The sequence below is a fragment of the Rahnella rivi genome (genome assembly GCF_019049655.1).
GTDB classification, from domain to species: Bacteria; Pseudomonadota; Gammaproteobacteria; order Enterobacterales; family Enterobacteriaceae; genus Rahnella; species Rahnella rivi.
Window position 1 is genome coordinate 23,299 of the sequence record NZ_JAFMOX010000041.1, and the last position, 17,107, is coordinate 40,405.

At 54.6% G+C, this 17,107-nt stretch carries 15 protein-coding genes; 9 read left to right on the forward strand and 6 right to left on the reverse strand.

From position 1 onward, the window contains the following. The first annotated feature begins 41 nt into the window (after positions 1-41). Positions 42-869 (forward strand): dienelactone hydrolase family protein, encoded by an 828-nt coding sequence (locus J1779_RS01950; protein ID WP_217202712.1) that lies wholly within the window; start codon positions 42-44, stop codon positions 867-869. 106 nt (positions 870-975) lie between these two features. Here the strand turns inward: J1779_RS01950 and fsa are convergent, their stop codons facing one another. Both fsa and ptsP read right to left on the reverse strand, forming a co-directional pair. Beyond that, positions 976-1,641, reverse strand: a complete 666-nt coding sequence (gene fsa / locus J1779_RS01955) for a fructose-6-phosphate aldolase (protein ID WP_122096554.1) — start codon at positions 1,639-1,641, stop codon at positions 976-978. Between the two features lie 11 nt (positions 1,642-1,652). Then, positions 1,653-4,157, reverse strand: a complete 2,505-nt coding sequence (gene ptsP / locus J1779_RS01960; RefSeq protein ID WP_217202713.1) for a phosphoenolpyruvate--protein phosphotransferase — start codon at positions 4,155-4,157, stop codon at positions 1,653-1,655. 369 nt (positions 4,158-4,526) lie between these two features. Here ptsP and J1779_RS01965 point away from each other — a divergent pair, with 369 nt between their 5' ends. The 5 genes from J1779_RS01965 to J1779_RS01985 are packed head-to-tail and all read left to right on the forward strand — an operon-like array spanning position 4,527 to position 9,487. Continuing rightward, a complete protein-coding gene (locus tag J1779_RS01965) occupies positions 4,527-5,606 on the forward strand; it encodes a PTS fructose transporter subunit EIIC (RefSeq protein ID WP_122096553.1) in 1,080 nt (359 codons plus the stop codon). A 16-nt stretch (positions 5,607-5,622) separates the two neighbouring features. Beyond that, positions 5,623-5,952 carry a PTS fructose-like transporter subunit IIB gene (locus J1779_RS01970; RefSeq protein ID WP_122096552.1) on the forward strand — a complete coding sequence of 110 codons (330 nt, stop codon included), beginning with the start codon at positions 5,623-5,625 and terminating at the stop codon, positions 5,950-5,952. A gap of 16 nt (positions 5,953-5,968) precedes the next feature. Continuing rightward, positions 5,969-8,266: a formate C-acetyltransferase gene (locus tag J1779_RS01975; protein ID WP_217202729.1), complete on the forward strand. Its 2,298-nt coding sequence runs from the start codon at positions 5,969-5,971 to the stop codon at positions 8,264-8,266. Beyond that, complete coding sequence (locus J1779_RS01980; RefSeq protein ID WP_217202714.1) at positions 8,232-9,119, forward strand: [formate-C-acetyltransferase]-activating enzyme; 888 nt, start codon at positions 8,232-8,234, stop codon at positions 9,117-9,119. The genes J1779_RS01975 and J1779_RS01980 overlap by 35 nt, the downstream gene beginning before the upstream one ends. 23 nt (positions 9,120-9,142) lie before the next feature. Beyond that, positions 9,143-9,487: a PTS fructose-like transporter subunit IIB gene (locus tag J1779_RS01985; protein ID WP_056772102.1), complete on the forward strand. Its 345-nt coding sequence runs from the start codon at positions 9,143-9,145 to the stop codon at positions 9,485-9,487. 39 nt (positions 9,488-9,526) lie between these two features. Here J1779_RS01985 and J1779_RS01990 read toward each other — a convergent pair whose 3' ends face one another. From J1779_RS01990 to metE, 3 genes are all read right to left on the reverse strand, one after another. After that, on the reverse strand, positions 9,527-10,390 hold the full coding sequence (locus tag J1779_RS01990; protein WP_217202715.1) for an AraC family transcriptional regulator: 864 nt from the start codon (positions 10,388-10,390) through the stop codon (positions 9,527-9,529). A 158-nt stretch (positions 10,391-10,548) separates the two neighbouring features. Then, positions 10,549-11,313: a meso-2,3-butanediol dehydrogenase gene (gene budC / locus J1779_RS01995; RefSeq protein ID WP_217202716.1), complete on the reverse strand. Its 765-nt coding sequence runs from the start codon at positions 11,311-11,313 to the stop codon at positions 10,549-10,551. Positions 11,314-11,536: 223 nt separating this feature from the next. Further along, the gene (metE, locus tag J1779_RS02000; protein ID WP_217202717.1) at positions 11,537-13,816 is read right to left on the reverse strand and encodes a 5-methyltetrahydropteroyltriglutamate--homocysteine S-methyltransferase; all 2,280 of its coding nucleotides are present in this window, start codon (positions 13,814-13,816) and stop codon (positions 11,537-11,539) included. A 104-nt stretch (positions 13,817-13,920) separates the two neighbouring features. Here metE and metR point away from each other — a divergent pair, with 104 nt between their 5' ends. Next, the gene (gene metR / locus J1779_RS02005; RefSeq protein WP_056772115.1) at positions 13,921-14,856 is read left to right on the forward strand and encodes an HTH-type transcriptional regulator MetR; all 936 of its coding nucleotides are present in this window, start codon (positions 13,921-13,923) and stop codon (positions 14,854-14,856) included. Here the strand turns inward: metR and J1779_RS02010 are convergent. Beyond that, a complete protein-coding gene (locus tag J1779_RS02010; RefSeq protein ID WP_217202718.1) occupies positions 14,762-15,661 on the reverse strand; it encodes a carboxylate/amino acid/amine transporter in 900 nt (299 codons plus the stop codon). The two genes, metR and J1779_RS02010, sit on opposite strands and share 95 nt — an antisense overlap. Before the next feature lie 202 nt (positions 15,662-15,863). Between J1779_RS02010 and J1779_RS02015 the strand changes: the two genes are divergently transcribed. Further along, a complete protein-coding gene (locus J1779_RS02015) occupies positions 15,864-16,166 on the forward strand; it encodes a DUF2756 domain-containing protein (RefSeq protein WP_056772401.1) in 303 nt (100 codons plus the stop codon). 247 nt (positions 16,167-16,413) lie between these two features. After that, positions 16,414-17,088, forward strand: coding sequence for a hypothetical protein (locus J1779_RS02020; RefSeq protein ID WP_217202719.1), 675 nt, complete (start codon positions 16,414-16,416; stop codon positions 17,086-17,088). Positions 17,089-17,107: the final 19 nt, after the last annotated feature.

Here is a 17,107-nt window from a genome sequence, read left to right on the forward strand (position 1 = left end):
AGTTTTAATCCATCGCGCAAATTTTCTGTATGGAGACTCCAATGAAAAACGACGAAATCCTCCCCCTGAAACAGGCTCCGACCAGCTTTGCACCGGCCGTAACGCCGGTGGCTGAAACCACCGTTCACACTGATACCGATGGCCTGCACGCCGGCCAGACCACCATTCCCTCGCAGGGAGAAGACCTGCCCGCCTATCTCGCCCGTCCGGAAAATTTCACCGGTAAGCTGCCTATCGTTCTGGTGGTGCAGGAGATTTTTGGTGTGCACGAGCATATTCAGGATGTCTGCCGCCGGCTGGCGAAACAGGGCTATCTGGCTATCGCGCCGGAGCTCTATTTCCGTCAGGGCGATCCGCGTGATTACACTGAAATCAGCGAGTTGTTTGCCAAACTGGTGAGCAAAGTGCCGGATCAGCAAGTGCTTTCCGATCTCGACCACGCGGCACACTGGGCCTCTCAGCACGGAGGAGATATCACAAAATTAGGCATTACCGGTTTCTGCTGGGGCGGCCGTATAACCTGGTTGTACGCGGCGCATAATCCGCAGCTGAAAGCGGGTGTGGCGTGGTACGGCAAACTGGTCGGTGACAAAACGCTGACCAGCCCGATGCAGCCGGTAGATCGCGCTGCGGCGCTGGATGCACCGGTTCTGGGGTTATATGGCGGGGAAGACTCCAGCATTCCTCTGGAGACGATTGAAACCATGCGTCAGGCCATCCGCGCAGCCAATGCCAATGCGGAAATCGTTGTCTATCCGGACGCCGGACACGCGTTTAACGCCGATTACCGCCCGAGCTACAACGCTGAAGCCGCCGCCGATGGCTGGAAGCGGATGCTGGATTTCTTTGCACAGTACGGCGTGAAATAAGACCGGTGTGAAGTAGATTTCTCAGCCGTTAAAAAATGATAAAAAGCCCGGCAGGTTGACCTGTCGGGCTTTTTTACGCGAAATGCTGTCTCAGATGCTGAGCAACTCAGCTTAGCGTTTTCACACCGAACGCGCCCTGCCAGTCTTCTTCAAACGCCACAACTGCCGCCTGAACCGCCGGTGCGCTGATAAACTGCTCCGCCACATCCACCGGAAGGGTGATCGACTGGCAGCCCGCCAGCAGACACGCCAGCGCCTGACGCGGCGTTTTGAAGCTGGCCGCCAGCACTTTGGCCTGCGGCGCATGAAGCGTCAGTAATTGCTGCAACTCCGTCACCATCGCAATGCCATCACCGCCCTGAGCGTCCAGCCGGTTGACATAGGGGGCGACATATTCTGCACCGGCGAGGGCGGAAAGCAGCCCCTGCCCTGCGCCGTACACGGCCGTTCCCAGCGTCGGAATTTTACGGGTACGCAGAATTTTAATCGCCGCCAGCCCTTCGGCAGTGACCGGCACCTTCACAATCAGCCCCGGCACGCGGGAATGCAGTAACTCCGCCTCTTCCACCATTCGGTCGGCCTGATTCGCCAGTACCTGAGCGAACAGTTTTCCTTCGCCACCGAGCGCGTCACGCAGCGCCGGTAAGACCTCCCACAAGGAGGTGCGCGCTTTAGCGATTATGCTCGGGTTAGTGGTAACGCCCTGCAGCGGTAAAATACGGGATAAACGTTTGACTGCGCTTATATCCGCGGTGTCCAGATAGAGTTCCATGCCATCTCCTGTCAGAGTTCAAGCTCTTGTTTCAGCAACGCTTCAATGTGCGCGGCCGTGGTCGAATGCATCAACGCATCCCGGAAACTGTCATGCATAATCCGGCGCGCCAGTTTAGAGAAAATCCGCATGTGCTGGTCACCGGCAGCGTGTTTATTCAGCGTCAGCATGATCACAAACTGCGCTTCTTCATCGCCCCACTGCACCGGTGCCTTGAGTTTTGCCACGCTGATGGTCGACTGTTCGATGTGCTCAGATTTGGTGTGCGGGATAGCAAAACCAAAACCGAGTCCTGTCGAAAATACCGCTTCACGGGCCCAGACGTCTGCGGCAAGCTTGCGCGGGTAGCGGCATCGGCCTGCCAGCATCAGGTTATCAACCATGCCTTTGATCACTTCTTCCTTGCTGCGCCAGTCGCTGTTCAGCGCCACACATTCTGTCGTGATAAGCGGCGCGTCGTTCGCGGTCATGCGGAACTGCGCCAGCAGGTGTTCAACCTCCAGCGAGGTACGGCACTGCATGGCGCGGTTAAGCAGCAGGCGGCATTCGCGGCTGTCGAGTTTTGCCAGCCGCGCTTTGGTCACCGGAACTGACGGCGCGTTCATACTGATTTCATCCAGCCCCAGACCGACCAGTAACGGCAGCACAGAGCCTTTTGCCCCCAGTTCACCGCACAGGCCAATCCATTTACCGTGGCGATGGACTTCACGCACCACATGATCGAGGCCACGCAGAAACGCCGGATTCAGACTGTTGTAATGGCGGGTCACTTTGGCATTGTCGCGGTCAACCGCCAGCAAATATTGCGTCAGGTCGTTACTGCCGATACTAAAGAAATCAATCTCTTCGCAGCATTGATCGATGATGAACATCACCGAAGGGACTTCCAGCATGATCCCCAGCTGAATTTTTTCATCAAACGGGATTTGCTCGCTGCGCAGCGACTGTTTGGCTTCCGCCAGACGATCTTTGATCCACAAAATCTCTTCCATTGATGAGATCATCGGGATCATGATTTTCAACGATCCGTGCGCCGAAGCACGCAGGATCGAGCGCAGTTGCGTGTGAAACAGCGGTAAAAACTCCTGATAGATACGCACGGCGCGATAGCCAAGGAAGGGGTTGTTTTCAGCGGGAATGTTCAGGTAATTAACCGGCTTATCACCGCCGATATCCATCGTACGCACGATAATGGTTTTGCCGTTAGCCGCTTCCGTCGCCTGACAGTATATGTTGTACAACTCATCTTCAGAGGGCGCACTGGCGCGATCCATATACAGCATTTCTGTACGGAATAGCCCGACGGCTTCGGCGCCGTTGCCAAAGGCCGCGCTGGCTTCAACCGAGTGCGCAATATTTGCCGCCACTTCCAGACGAACGCCGTCAGCGGTGTAACCCGGCTTATCAAGATACTCACTCTGCTGCTGGCGCAGTACCTGATGCACCGCCCGCTCCTGACGATAGTAGCGCTGCACAGGTTCCGTCAGCGCACAGGCGATCAACCCCAGATCGCCGTCGATCTGCACTTCCTGTCCCAGATACGCCTGCAAAGGCTCGGGATCGACGCCCACCAGCGCAGGGATATTGAACGACCGCGCCAGAATGACGGTGTGAGACGTGCTGCCGCCGCTGCCAAGCAGCAGGCCTTTGAGATATTTTTTATCCAGTTCGAGAAACTGACTTGGCGTCAGTTCGTCGGCCAGACAAATGCTGGCTTCGCTGAGGGTTTGCTGGGGAGCGAAACGCGCTTCTCCGTAAATGTGTTGCAGCAACTGGAAACTGACATCACGAATATCCAGTTCGCGCTCACGTAAGTAGGCGCTGGAAGATTGTGCCAGTTGCGCACTGAAATGTGCGGCGGTATCCACAATACTTTGCGCGCAGCTCTTACCTTCCATGACATGGCCCAGCAGCGCATCGCGCAGGCTGTTATCACGCAGCAGAGAGCGATGAGCCTCCAGCACGGCGGTGAGGGTGCCGCTGCCCTCCATCAGCTGTAATTCAATGGATTTTTCAAGCTGCGCCAGCCCGGCGGAAAGCTGACTTTGTTCTTTATCCTTACCCTGTGACTCAGGCAAATCGGTAAGCGCCGTCAGATTCACGTTTGAGAGGGTAATCAGCCTGCCCGATGCACAGCCTTCACTGACCGAACGGGCGCGGTAAACCACCGGCGAGAGATGCGCTAAGGATTCAGGAAGCGGTTCGAGCTCTGCATTTTCCGGGTGTTCAGGAAGGGCTTCATCGCACAGTGGAAATGTGTGTTCAATAAAATGCGTGAGAGCGGCCAGGGCGGCGTCTTCATCCGCTCCCTCGACCGTGATGTGGCATTCATCACCAAGCAAAATATCTGCGCCGATCAACGACAGCACGCTTTTACCGTCAGCGGTGCGGCCGGTACGGGTGTTATGCCACTGAAACGCTGCGGTAAATCCATTGCACAACGTTTCTATATGGCTCGCCGGACGGGCGTGAACCCCATTTACCAGTACGCAGGTGAAGCTCAACTTCTTGGTCATTTCTGAATCCTCATCCCAGATTCCGGTGAAATTTACCGGCTGTTGCAGAATAAGAGCCGCAAGCGCCCGCTGGCTACCAGACAAAAATGGCAAACACTGGATAAATGTAATGTATGAGCTTTTTTGCGAGGCAGCTCACAGTGTACAGGGGTTGAGGATTCTGAGGTTTATTCGGGTTATTTGAACCTGCTCGCATTTTCAATCGAACATTACAAAAGTCCAGTAAAACACAATTTTGTCCACTATTAGCGCCACGGTCGTCAGCCTATTGTTGTCGTCGATACCCTTTCAGTATCTGGGCTTTTTTCGTTAATCAGCCCTGATATTTGCGATCGTTAAGCCCGACACCAGCCGTTTCCGGAGCCAATCATGAAAGACTTGCTCAATATTCTAAAAAATACCCGTCAGCACCTGATGACTGGCGTCTCCCACATGATCCCCTTTGTCGTCGCGGGGGGCATTTTACTGGCCATCTCCGTCATGCTGTACGGTAAAGGCGCCGTTCCGGACCCTCTGACCGATCCCAATCTCAAAAAGCTGTTTGATATCGGCGTCGCCGGTTTAACCCTGATGGTGCCCTTTCTGGCTGCCTACATCGGGTATTCCATTGCCGATCGCTCTGCACTGGCTCCTGCGGCCATCGGTGCCTGGGTCGGCGCCTCTTTTGGTGCAGGTTTTTTCGGCGCAATCATTGCGGGCCTGCTGGGCGGCATCATTGTTTTCTATCTCAAGAAGATCCCGGTTCCTAAGATCCTGCGCTCAGTGATGCCGATCTTCGTGATCCCGATCGTCGGTACGTTGCTGACGGCGGGGATCATGATGTGGGGGCTGGGCGAACCTGTCGGGCTGTTGACCACCTCGCTCACCCACTGGCTGCAAGGCATGCAGCAGGGCAGCATTGTGGTACTCGCCATCATTATGGGCCTGATGCTGGCTTTCGATATGGGCGGGCCGGTCAACAAAGTTGCCTACGCCTTTATGCTGATTTGCGTGGCGCAGGGTGTGTATACGGTGGTCGCCATTGCGGCGGTTGCCATCGCTACACCTCCGCTCGGTGTAGGTTTCGCAACGCTGATTGGCCGTAAGTATTATTCCACCGAGGAGCGTGAAGCCGGCAAAGCGGCCATGCTGATGGGTTGCGTCGGCATCACTGAAGGCGCGATTCCTTTCGCCGCTGCCGACCCGCTGCGCGTTATTCCTTCCATCATGTTCGGTTCTGCCTGTGCCGCGGTGACCGCCGCCCTGCTCGGCGCAGAGTGCTACGCGGGATGGGGCGGGCTGATCGTGCTGCCTGTCGTTCAGGGCAAATTTGCTTACATCGGCGCGCTGCTGGTCGGCATGGTCGTCACCGCCCTTTGTCTCAATCTGCTGAAATATCTGGCGGCCAAAAAGCAATCCAACAAGACACATCAGGAATCTGACCTGGACTTAGACTTCGAAATTAACTGACATCAGGGAATTAACTATGACCAAAATTATTGCTGTTACCGCCTGCCCTTCCGGCGTTGCCCATACCTACATGGCAGCAGAGGCCATCGAACGCGCAGCGAAAGCCAAAGGCTGGGAATGCAAAGTGGAAACTCAGGGCTCAATCGGTCTGGAGAACGAACTGACCGCCGAAGACGTCGCTGCCGCCGACATCGTGATCCTGACCAAAGATATTGGCATCAAATTTGAAGAGCGCTTTAAAGGCAAAGTCACCGTTCGCGTAGGCATCAGTGACGCAGTAAAACGCGCTGACGCCATTATGGAAAAAATCGCAGCACACCTGACTAAAGCTGCCGTCACGGATTGATCACAAGGAGAATATGATGACGTCCCGCACCGAACGACTAAAAGCCGCACTGTTCGCCAGCCCGCGTGAAATCTCGCTGGAACGTGCCCTGCTGTATACCGAAAGTCACCGCAGCACGGAGGGCGAACTGACTCTTGTGCGCCGTGCTAAAGCCACGGCATACATTATGGATAACGTTGAGATTGCCCTGCGTGAAGACGAGCTGATTGCCGGTAACCGAACGGTCAAACCGCGTGCGGGGATCATCTCTCCTGAAATGGACCCTTACTGGCTGCTCAAAGAGCTGGACGCGTTTTCCACCCGTCCGCAGGACCGTTTCACTATTTCCGGGGAAGATAAACAGATCTATCGCGGGCAGCTTTTCCCTTACTGGGAATCGCGCTCAATGAAAGACTTCATCAACAGCCAGATGCCGGAAGAGGTCACGGCGGCCACCCGGACCCAGATTTTCAGTATTAATCAGACCGATAAAGGCCAGGGGCACATCATTATTGATTACCCGCGCCTGCTTAATTCGGGTCTGGACAATTTAGTGGCTGAACTTGTGCAGCTCAATGATCAGGCGCCGGATAACGCCTTTTATCAAGCGGCGCTGATTCTGCTTAAGGCCGCGCAACGGCATATTTTGCGCTACGCCGCACTGGCTGAAGAGATGGCGGAAAGCTGTCAGGACGACACAAGAAAACAGGAACTGGTGCGTATCGCTCACGTCTCGCGCCATATTTCCGGCAATAAGCCGCAGGATTTCTATCAGGCCTGCCAGCTGTTCTGGTACATGAATATCATTTTGCAGTACGAATCCAACGCCAGTTCATTGTCACTTGGCCGCTTCGATCAGTACATGCTGCCGTTCTACCAGCATTCCCTTTCACACGGCGAATCCCCGGCGTTTCTTAAAGAGTTGCTGGAAAGTCTGTGGGTGAAATGCAATGACATCGTACTGTTACGCTCCGCCTCCAGCGCCCGTTACTTCGCCGGTTTCCCGACCGGTTACACCATTTTACTCGGTGGCCTGACAGAAACCGGCCGCAGCGCCGTCAATGTGCTGTCGTTCCTCTGTCTGGATGCCTACCAGAATGTTTGCCTGCCGCAGCCGAATCTCGGGGTTCGGGTCAATGAACTGATTGACCGCCCGTTCCTGTTGAAAACCGCCGAAACCATCCGAATGGGGACCGGTATTCCGCAAATTTTTAATGATGAAGTCGTGGTGCCTGCCTTCCTTAACCGCGGTGTGTCGCTTGAAGACGCGCGGGATTACGCCGTGGTGGGCTGTGTCGAATTATCGATTCCGGGAAAAACATACGGCCTGCATGACATCGCGATGTTTAACCTGCTGAAAGTCATGGAACTGACGCTGCACGAAAATGAAGGCAATGCGGCAATGACTTATCCCGAACTTGTGGAGCAGATCCGCCAGAAAATCAGCCATTACGTCCGGCTGATGGCGCAGGGCAGCAATATCTGTGACATCGGCCACCGTGACTGGGCACCGGTTCCCCTGCTGTCTTCGTTTATCGAAGGCTGTCTGAACAGCGGTAAAGACATTACTGAGGGCGGTGCGCGCTACAACTTCTCGGGGGTTCAGGGCATTGGTATCGCGAATCTCAGCGATTCCCTGCACGCGCTCAAAGGCATGGTGTTTGACCAGCAACGTCTGACGTTTGATGAGCTACTGGCTTCGCTGAAAGAGAACTTTGCCAGTGAAGAGGGCCGCGCCATCCGCGCCCGGCTCATCAACCGCTTCGAGAAATATGGCAACGACGTTGATGAAGTGGATTTAATCAGTGCCGACTTACTGCGTTATTACTGCAAAGAGGTCGAGCAATACCGCAACCCGCGTGGCGGCCAGTTCACTCCGGGTTCTTACACGGTGTCAGCACATGTGCCGCTGGGTGCCGTGGTCGGTGCAACGCCCGATGGACGGTTCGCCGGTGAGCAACTTGCCGACGGCGGCCTTTCCCCGATGCTGGGACAAGATCACCAAGGGCCGACCGCCGTCCTGAAATCGGTCAGCAAACTCGATAACACTCTGCTGTCTAACGGGACGTTGCTGAATGTGAAATTCACGCCATCCACGCTGGAAGGTCAGCAGGGGCTGAACAAACTGGCGGATTTCCTTGGCGCCTTTACCCGACTGAAACTACAGCATATACAGTTCAACGTGGTGAACGCTGAACAACTGCGTGAAGCGCAAAAGCGTCCGCAGGATTTTGCCGGGCTGGTCGTCAGGGTGGCGGGTTACAGCGCGTTCTTTGTCGAACTGTCGAGGGAGATTCAGGATGACATTATCGGCCGTACCGCACACCAGTTATGATATGCAGATCCCTGTGTTGAATGAGCCGGAAAGGCGCGGGCGCATTTTCAATATTCAGCGCTTTTCGCTCAATGACGGCCAGGGTATTCGTACCCTGGTTTTCTTCAAAGGCTGCCCGCACCGCTGCCCGTGGTGCGCCAACCCTGAATCAATGTCGCCACGTATTCAGGTCATCAAACGGCAGGCGAAATGCCTGAACTGCCGCACCTGTTTGCAGGATCCGAACGAATGCCCGAGTGGCGCAATGGAATATGTCGGCGAAGACATTACGCTGCCGGCGTTAATGACGCGTCTGCTCAAAGATGAGATTTTTTTCCGTTCGTCGGGCGGCGGTGTCACGCTGTCAGGTGGCGAGGTGTTGATGCAATATGCTTTTGCCGGTCAGTTACTCCGGCAGTTGCAGGCTTTGGGCATTTCGACGGCGATCGAAACGGCGGGCGATGCGCCGCTGGATCATCTGCTTGCGCTTACCGATCACTGCGATCAGGTGTTGTATGATTTCAAAATGATGGATCCCGCGCTGGCAAGATCAGTGCTCAATATGAACCAGCCAAGAGTGTTGCAGAATTTCACCGCGCTGACACAACGCGGCGTGAAGCTGCTTCCACGGATTCCGCTGATCCCAGGCTTCACGTTAACGCCTGAAAATATGCGACAAATATTGGATTTCCTGAAGCCTTTCAAATTAACTGAAATCCACCTTTTACCCTTCCACAAATACGGTGAAGCGAAATATCCGTTACTGGATAAAACCTATTCAATGCATCAAACAAAGGTGCCGGATGCCGCAACTATTGCGCCGTTTTATGCGATGGCCGAAAAATACGGTTATAACGTGACGCTCGGTGGGTAAAACTTTTGATCAGAGGAAATACGATGTCGCTCAAACTGGTTGCAGTAACCGCATGTATCAGCGGTGTGGCGCACACTTATATGGCGGCAGAGCGTCTTGAGAAGCTCAGCGCACAGGAAAAATGGCAGGTGAAAGTGGAAACGCAGGGCGCACTGGGCATTGAAAACATGCTGTCAGAAAGTGATATCGCTCAGGCCGATATTGTTCTGTTAATCACCGAGATCCAACTGGAAAACCGCGAGCGTTTTGCCCACAGCCGTTGCGTTCAGACAGGCATGCATACCTTTTTACGCACACCCGAAAAAGTGATGACTGCCGTAAAGAAAATAGCCACCTCGCCACAGGGTACACACATCATCCTGCCGTAACCTTGCCTTCGCCAGGGTGCCCGCAAACCGCAAAACACATCACGCCTGTTCCTGCTCAAACTGGCTGCGATATTGCCGACGATATTCCGACGGGGAACGTTCGGTGCTTTTCTTAAACTGACGGCAAAAGTAGTTACTGTCGGTAAATCCGCAGGCATGCGCCACTTCTTTCACCTTCATGTCGTAGCCTTTCAGCAGATTTTTCGCCTGTTCCAGCCGGACATAATTCAGATATTCATTCAGCCCGATGCCGCCGCTTTTTTGGAATAAATGCGATAAATAATTGGGCGAGATGTAGAAAGATTTAGCGACAGAATCGCGGGTCAGCGGCTCGCGAAAATAGACTTCGATATGCTGGCGGATGGCACTGAACAGAGCCTGGCTGCGCGATGCCGTTTGTACCGAAGAGCTGAACAGATCTAACGTATGGCTCAGCAGCCCTTTCACCAAAAATTTCGCGGTTTGCTGATCGCTTCTGTGCCACGCCAGCTCGTTCAGCGCCTGCAACATAAATGCCCCGACGCGCGGGCCGCGTCTGCCGATATTGCCCTTTTCGCTGGAATCAAAACCTGCGCCATTCCAGTGGAGCAGGCTAAAACCCAGTTGCTGTTTGCCAAATAAAATACTCAGCGTGCGCACCGGCATCTGCCACCGGGGGCTGTTCCAGCCTTTCGCCGGAACATATAACACATCGCCCGCCTGCAAGAGCGTCGCCTGAGTCATCCCCTGTTCGTCCTCCCATTCCATTACCTGTTCGCCGTCCAGAATCAGCTCGAGACGCGGAAAATCGACCTGATAGGCCAGCGCAGGAACCGGATGCTGGTTGCCCGCATAATAAACCTGGCGGATGCCATTGGTGGCTTCAAGTACCGGAGATAAAACAGAAAAAAGAGGATGAGTCATGGTCGTGCTACCTGTTTGCAGAATCACACCATGATAACCAACCTGCGTGGAAGGAAGAAAAAGAAGTCGCAGATTTGCGAACAATGACGGGAAAACATTGACGGGAAAAGGGTTCACCGGCGGCCGTCGACGCACGCCGGTGAACCGGACACAGCCGGTTATGCCTGCGGAGGCTGGCCGTTAGAGGCACTGAGGCCGCCATCCACCGGCAGATTTACGCCGGTCACAAACCGGGCATCGTGGCTGGCGAGAAACGCGATCACGTCAGCGATTTCTTCCGGCTCAGCGCCACGGCCAAGCGGGATGCGTTCTGCAAACTTATCCAGCAGAGGCTGATTGTCTTTTATCCCTGCCGCCATCTCGGTAAAGGTCAGCGACGGGCAAACCGCGTTGACACGCACACCGTCTTTGCCGTGATCCATAGCAACCGAACGGGTGAAGTTGGTCACGCCGCCTTTGGCCGCGTTGTAGAAGCTCATGCCCCAGTCGCCGCCCATGCCAGACACGGATGAGATGTTCACGATGTTGCCTTTGCTTTTTATCAGCGCGGGCATAAAGAAACGCGTGCAGTAGAAAACACCGCTCAGGTCGATGGCCAGAATTTTTTGCCAGTCCTCGAGACTTGCCTCGGTCACTTTCCCCTGGACGACCACGCCTGCGCCATTCACCAGCACATCCACGCGGCCAAATTTATCCCCGATGACCGCCGCCATTCGCTCGACGTCCTGCGCCGAAGAAACATCTGCCAGATGAATATAATATTGCGTGCTGCTCAGCGTGCTCGCGACTTTCTCCAGTTTCTCTTTGGTTCGGCCAACCAGCACGACTATCGCGCCTTCATCAGCAAAACGCCGGGCCGTTGCCGCCCCCATACCTGAACCCGCGCCGGTCACGACAACCACTTTGTCTGTAAATCGTTTCATGTTCTCTCCCTGTTTGAAATGTTTGAAATGAATGAAACGTCCTTTAAGCCTAGCGGACAACGCCACCTCGCGCGGAAACGAGCCGCCAAAATGGCCGCTAATCAGCCCGCAGCCACCGTATGACGCCGCCTGAGAGAGTCGTAACAAAGTACGAATGAGCGCCAAAAAAAAGGGGCACCGGAGTGCCCCAACTGTTTCAGCAACAACACAACAACTCTTTATTTCAGGCTTTCTCAGCGCGCAGACGTTTGGCGGCTTTGACCATGTTTTCCAGTGATTCGCGGGTTTCAGGCCAGCCCCGGGTTTTCAGCCCGCAATCCGGGTTGACCCACAGACGCTCTGCCGGAATGCGGTCCGCAGCTTTTCGCAGCAGATCTTCAATCCATTCCACGCTTGGGACATTCGGCGAGTGAATGTCATAGACGCCCGGCCCGATTTCGTTCGGGTATTCGAAGTCTTTGAATGACTCCAGCAAATCCATATCAGAACGCGAAGTTTCGATGGTGATTACGTCAGCATCCAGCGCGGCGATGGAATCCATGATGTCGTTGAATTCGCAGTAACACATGTGGGTGTGGATCTGGGTGTCATCACGGGCAACCGCGGCATTGAGTTTGAACGCATCCACCGCCCAGCGCAGGTACGCCTTCCACTCGGACTGACGCAATGGCAGGCCTTCGCGCAGCGCCGGTTCATCAATCTGAATGATGCCGATACCGGCTTTTTCCAGATCTTCCACTTCGTCACGCAGCGCCAGCGCGATTTGTTTGGCGATGGTTTCACGGCTGATATCTTCACGCGGGAAGGACCAGCAGAGAATGGTGAGCGGGCCGGTTAGCATGCCTTTGACCGGTTTTTCGGTCAGGGACTGGGCGTATTTCGCCCACTCAACGGTGATCGCTTCGGGACGACTGACGTCGCCGATAATCACCGGCGGTTTCACGCAGCGGGAACCGTAGCTCTGTACCCAGCCGTTTTGCGTGAACACAAAGCCGTCCAGATGCTCACCGAAGTATTCAACCATGTCATTACGTTCAGCTTCACCGTGAACCAGCACGTCGATACCCAGACGTTCCTGCTCTTTGATGGCCTGCTTAATGTGCTCGCTGATACCGGTGCGGTATTTGGTGTTATCCAGACGGCCTTGTTTGAAGTCCAGACGCAGGCCGCGGATTTCGGTGGTTTGCGGGAAAGAACCGATGGTGGTGGTCGGCCATGCAGGCAAATTGAAACGGGCACGCTGGGCTTTGGCACGTTGGGTATAAACGTTCTGTCGCTCAATATCGGCGCCGGTGATCGCGGCCACGCGCTGAGTGACTGCCGTATTGTTCACACGGGCGGACTCACGGCGGGCGCGGATGGGCGCGCTGTATTGTGCCAGTTTCTGCTGCGCTTCCTCTGTGGGATTGTTCAGCGCGGAGGTCAGCAACGCCAGCTCGGCACATTTTTGCAGGGCAAACGCGAACCAGCTTTTCACTTCCTCATCCAGACGGCTTTCGACACTTAAATCGATCGGGCTGTGCAGCAGTGAACAGGAGCTGCCGATCCAGACATTACGGCCTGCCACCAGCGGTTTCAGACGGTCAAACCAGGTGCTCAGATCCGCACGCCAGACGTTACGGCCATTGATCACCCCCAGAGAAATCAGCCAGTCTTCAGGCAGCGCGTTGAACACAGTTTGCAGGTCATCGCGACCGGCAACGGCGTCAATGTGCAGACCCTGCACCGGCAGCTGGCGGATGGTGTCGAGGTTATGCCCGACGCTGTCGAAATAAGTGGTCAGCAGCAGTTTGATTTTGCTCTGTTCCAGCGCGGTGTAGGCCGGTTTGCAGGCATCCAGCCATTCCTGCGGCAGTTCAAGCACCAGCGCCGGTTCGTCGATCTGCACCCATTCGATGTCGCGTTTTGCCAGCTCCGCCAGCACCTTCTGGTACACCGGCAGAATGTCGTTGACCAGGGAAAGGCGGTTGAACTGTTCGCCCTTCACTTTGCCGAGCCACAGATAAGTCAGCGGCCCCAGCAGAACAGGTTTCACTTTGTGGCCGAGCGCCAGCGCTTCGTCCACTTCTTCCAGCAGTTGTGTCCAGGTCAGTTTGAATTTCTGCCCTTTCACAAACTCCGGCACCATGTAGTGATAGTTGGTGTTAAACCATTTGGTCATTTCCGCAGCGGCAGCCGGTTTACCGGTCGGTGCGCGGCCACGGCCAAGACGGAATAAAGTATCGAGGTCAACAGAGCCGTCGGCGTTCTGGTGACGTGCCGGCACGTTACCCAGCAGCAGGCTGGTGGTCAGAACGTGATCGTACCAGGCGAAATCGCCCACCGGCACCACATCCACGCCAGCTTCAGTTTGTTGTTTCCAGTGACGGGCGCGCAGTTCGCGGCCGGTGGCCAGCAGTTCTTCCTGAGTGGAATTGCCTGCCCAGTAGCTTTCTTGTGCTTTTTTAAGTTCACGACGCAGACCAACGCGTGGAAAACCCAGAGTGTGATTCAGTATCGTCATCTTTTTAATTCCTGTTTAGCCATCCAGATGTTTACACATCCATAATCCGCAGGTAGTGTATATTCCACAAGCGCAAATTATTCATGACACAGTGAAGGACTCTCATGATCGAACTGAAACACCTGCGAACGTTGCAAGCACTGCGCAACACCGGGTCACTGGCCGCCGCCGCCTCACAGCTTCATCAGACCCAATCGGCCCTGTCGCACCAGTTCAGTGACCTTGAGCAACGTCTCGGTTTCAGGTTGTTCGTGCGAAAAAGTCAGCCTTTACGGTTCACGCCGCAGGGCGAAATCATGCTGAATCTGGCGGAACAGGTGCTGCCGCAAATCCAGCAGGCGTTGCAGGCATGCAATGAACCGCATCAGGCGTCGTTACGCATTGCGATTGAGTGTCACAGCTGTATTCAGTGGCTGACGCCCGCGCTGGATAACTTCCATCAGAACTGGCCGCAGGTGATGATGGATTTCAAATCCGGCGTGACTTTCGACCCGCAGCCCGCGCTGCAACAGGGCGAGCTGGATATCGTCTTAACCTCCGACATCCTGCCGCGCAGCGGTCTGCATTATTCCCCGATGTTTGATTTTGAAGTGCGTCTGGTGCTGGCACCGGATCATCCGCTGGCGGCGAAACCGGTCATCACGCCGGAAGACCTCAGCAGTGAAACGCTGATGATTTATCCCGTGCAGCGGCAGCGTCTGGATATCTGGCGGCATTTCCTGCAACCGGCGGGCGTCAGTCCGGCACTGAAAAATGTCGATAACACGTTGTTATTGATTCAGATGGTGTCGGCGAGAATGGGGATTGCGGCGCTGCCCCACTGGGTGGTGGAAAGTTTTGAGCGCCAGGGTCTGGTCGTGACCAAAACCCTGGGCGATGGCTTATGGAGCCGGCTGTACGCTGCCGTGCGTGACGGCGAACAGCGCCAGCCGGTGACCGAAGCCTTTATTCGTTCGGCGCGGCAGCACGCGTGCGATCATCTGCCGTTTGTTCGCGACGCGGCACGACCCAACGCCGGTGTACCCACAGTGAGGACATAATCACTGCGGCTCCCACGATAAAGCTCGGCCAGTGCGGCTGCTGTTGCCAGATCGCCAGATTAACCAGCAGCCCGGCCGGGACGTGAAAGTTGTTCATAATCCCAAGTGTTCCCGCATCAACCTGCGTCGCACCGTAGTTCCACATGAAATACCCAAGCCCCGATGCGCCGATCCCCAGCCACACCAGAATGCCCCATTGCAGGTCCGTGGTCGGCAGTTTTTGCGGATTGCCCCACAGGAACCACGCCACAACGGCGCACAACAGCGCACCGATATAAAACCAGGAAAACGCCGTGTGCTGCGGCACCGGACGGGTTTCCATCAGACGTTTATAGCCCACCTGCCCGATGGCAAAACAAATGTTCGCCGCCTGCACCAACAGCAGGCCGATGATGAAATGTTCACTGATGTGGTCGTAACGGATAATCGCCGCACCCGCCACCGCCAGCAGCGCGCTGAGCGCATAGCCGATGCGGATTTTGCGCCCGCTGATCAGGTCATAAATCAGCGTGACGTACAGCGGCGTCATCACGGTAAACAGCAGGAATTCCGGCACCGAAAGGTACAGATACGCCTCAAAGCTGATGAGATACATGATGCCAAGCTGCATCGCGCCCACGGCCATGTACAGCAAGATGGTGGTGAGCTGATGGCCTTTCCAGCTTAAAAACGGCAGGAAAACCAGCGCCGCCAGCCCTAAACGGACCAGCACGGCGAATACGCTGTCGACCTGTCCGGCGAGATAGACGCCAATCAGGCTGAAGGAAAAGGCCCACAAAATGGTGGTGATAATGAGTAAAGGCACGGCAGTTGAGCCCTAAAATGATAAAGATGGATGATTGTAGCGGAATGAAGGAAACCGCGAAGCGTGAAGATGGTTTACGTCTGTTTAATTATAGAGCAAACGAGACGCATGCCACGCTTTGAGGGAAACGTGCCCTCAAATGACACGCTGTCGGGTGTGATGGCATACACTTAACGGATGACTGGAAATGGAGGATGAACCGATGAAACGCTTATATGGAATTATTGCCGTACTGCCATTGCTGCTTGCCGTTCACACTGCGGGCGCCGCCGACAAAGTGCCCAACGCTAACGATCCCCTGCTGACCAACCCGTCGCAACAGCGTATGCAACAACAGCAGCAGAACAATCAGCAAATGCAGAAACGCCAGCAGGAGCAGGATTTACGCAGCAGTCAGCAGCAGCAACAGCTTAAGCTGAAATCGCAAATCCAGAGCAATCAGCAACGGTTGCAGATCCAGCAGAATAACCAGACGTTAAACCAGAAGTTAAATCAGACACCGTAATATGACCGGAGGCACTCAGTGCCTCTTAGTTTTTTAAAAGCCGTTCGCCTTCCCCGACTATTTACCTCCGGTAATATTACCGCATTAAATAAATCACGCCTTCCCTAATATTTTTATTAATGCTTTAATCTTCCTGGCCGACAGGAATAACGTCGTTCTGCCCCAGAAACAACACAATGAATAAAACAGGGTTAATACCTGAAGATGCATTGATAGATTTTTATAAAGCTAAAAGGGAAATTGTTGCATGAAAGTTTCAACAGGGATTGTCGTCGTCGCTGCAAGCTTATTATTATCCGCGTGTGCCACGACTCAATCTGAAAAAATCACTGCCGCTAATGGCAGCAGTGTTGGCTTGTACTCTGGTTTTGCTTCAGCAGATATGAATAACAACCGCTCGCCCGATATGTATTTACGTGAAGTGACGCCCTCTTACACAGCGGCAGGCGTGGGGCTGAATGTTCTGACATCCGTGCTTGCCGGAGGAATTGCCGTAAATTCCTTCAGTAAGGAAAACCTGAAAGGATCGGAGATCAAAGCCCTGCCAGAACCCACGAAAAACTACCTCACGCCAAGAGCCAAGCCTCTCATCGCAAAATGGCTGGAAAAAAACGGCAACGGCTATCAGTATAAAAACAATCTGAATATTGTGGCTGCACAGTGGTTGCTGGTTTATAAAGATCTCTCCAGCGCTAATTCTGATTATGAACTGCGCTATACCATTAAGTTCTACAAGAAACCTGAAGATGCGAATATGTTCTCCGCCTGGGTTATTGCAGAATGTACGCCGACTGTCGTGACCGCTTCGCTTGCTGACTGGCAGGCAAATAACTATGCGCTGGTCACCAAAACCACCGAAAAATATATGGATTCCTGCCTGCTGGAACTGGATAACCAACTTCCACGCCTGCTGAAGCACTGATAATTATTGCGGTGAAATG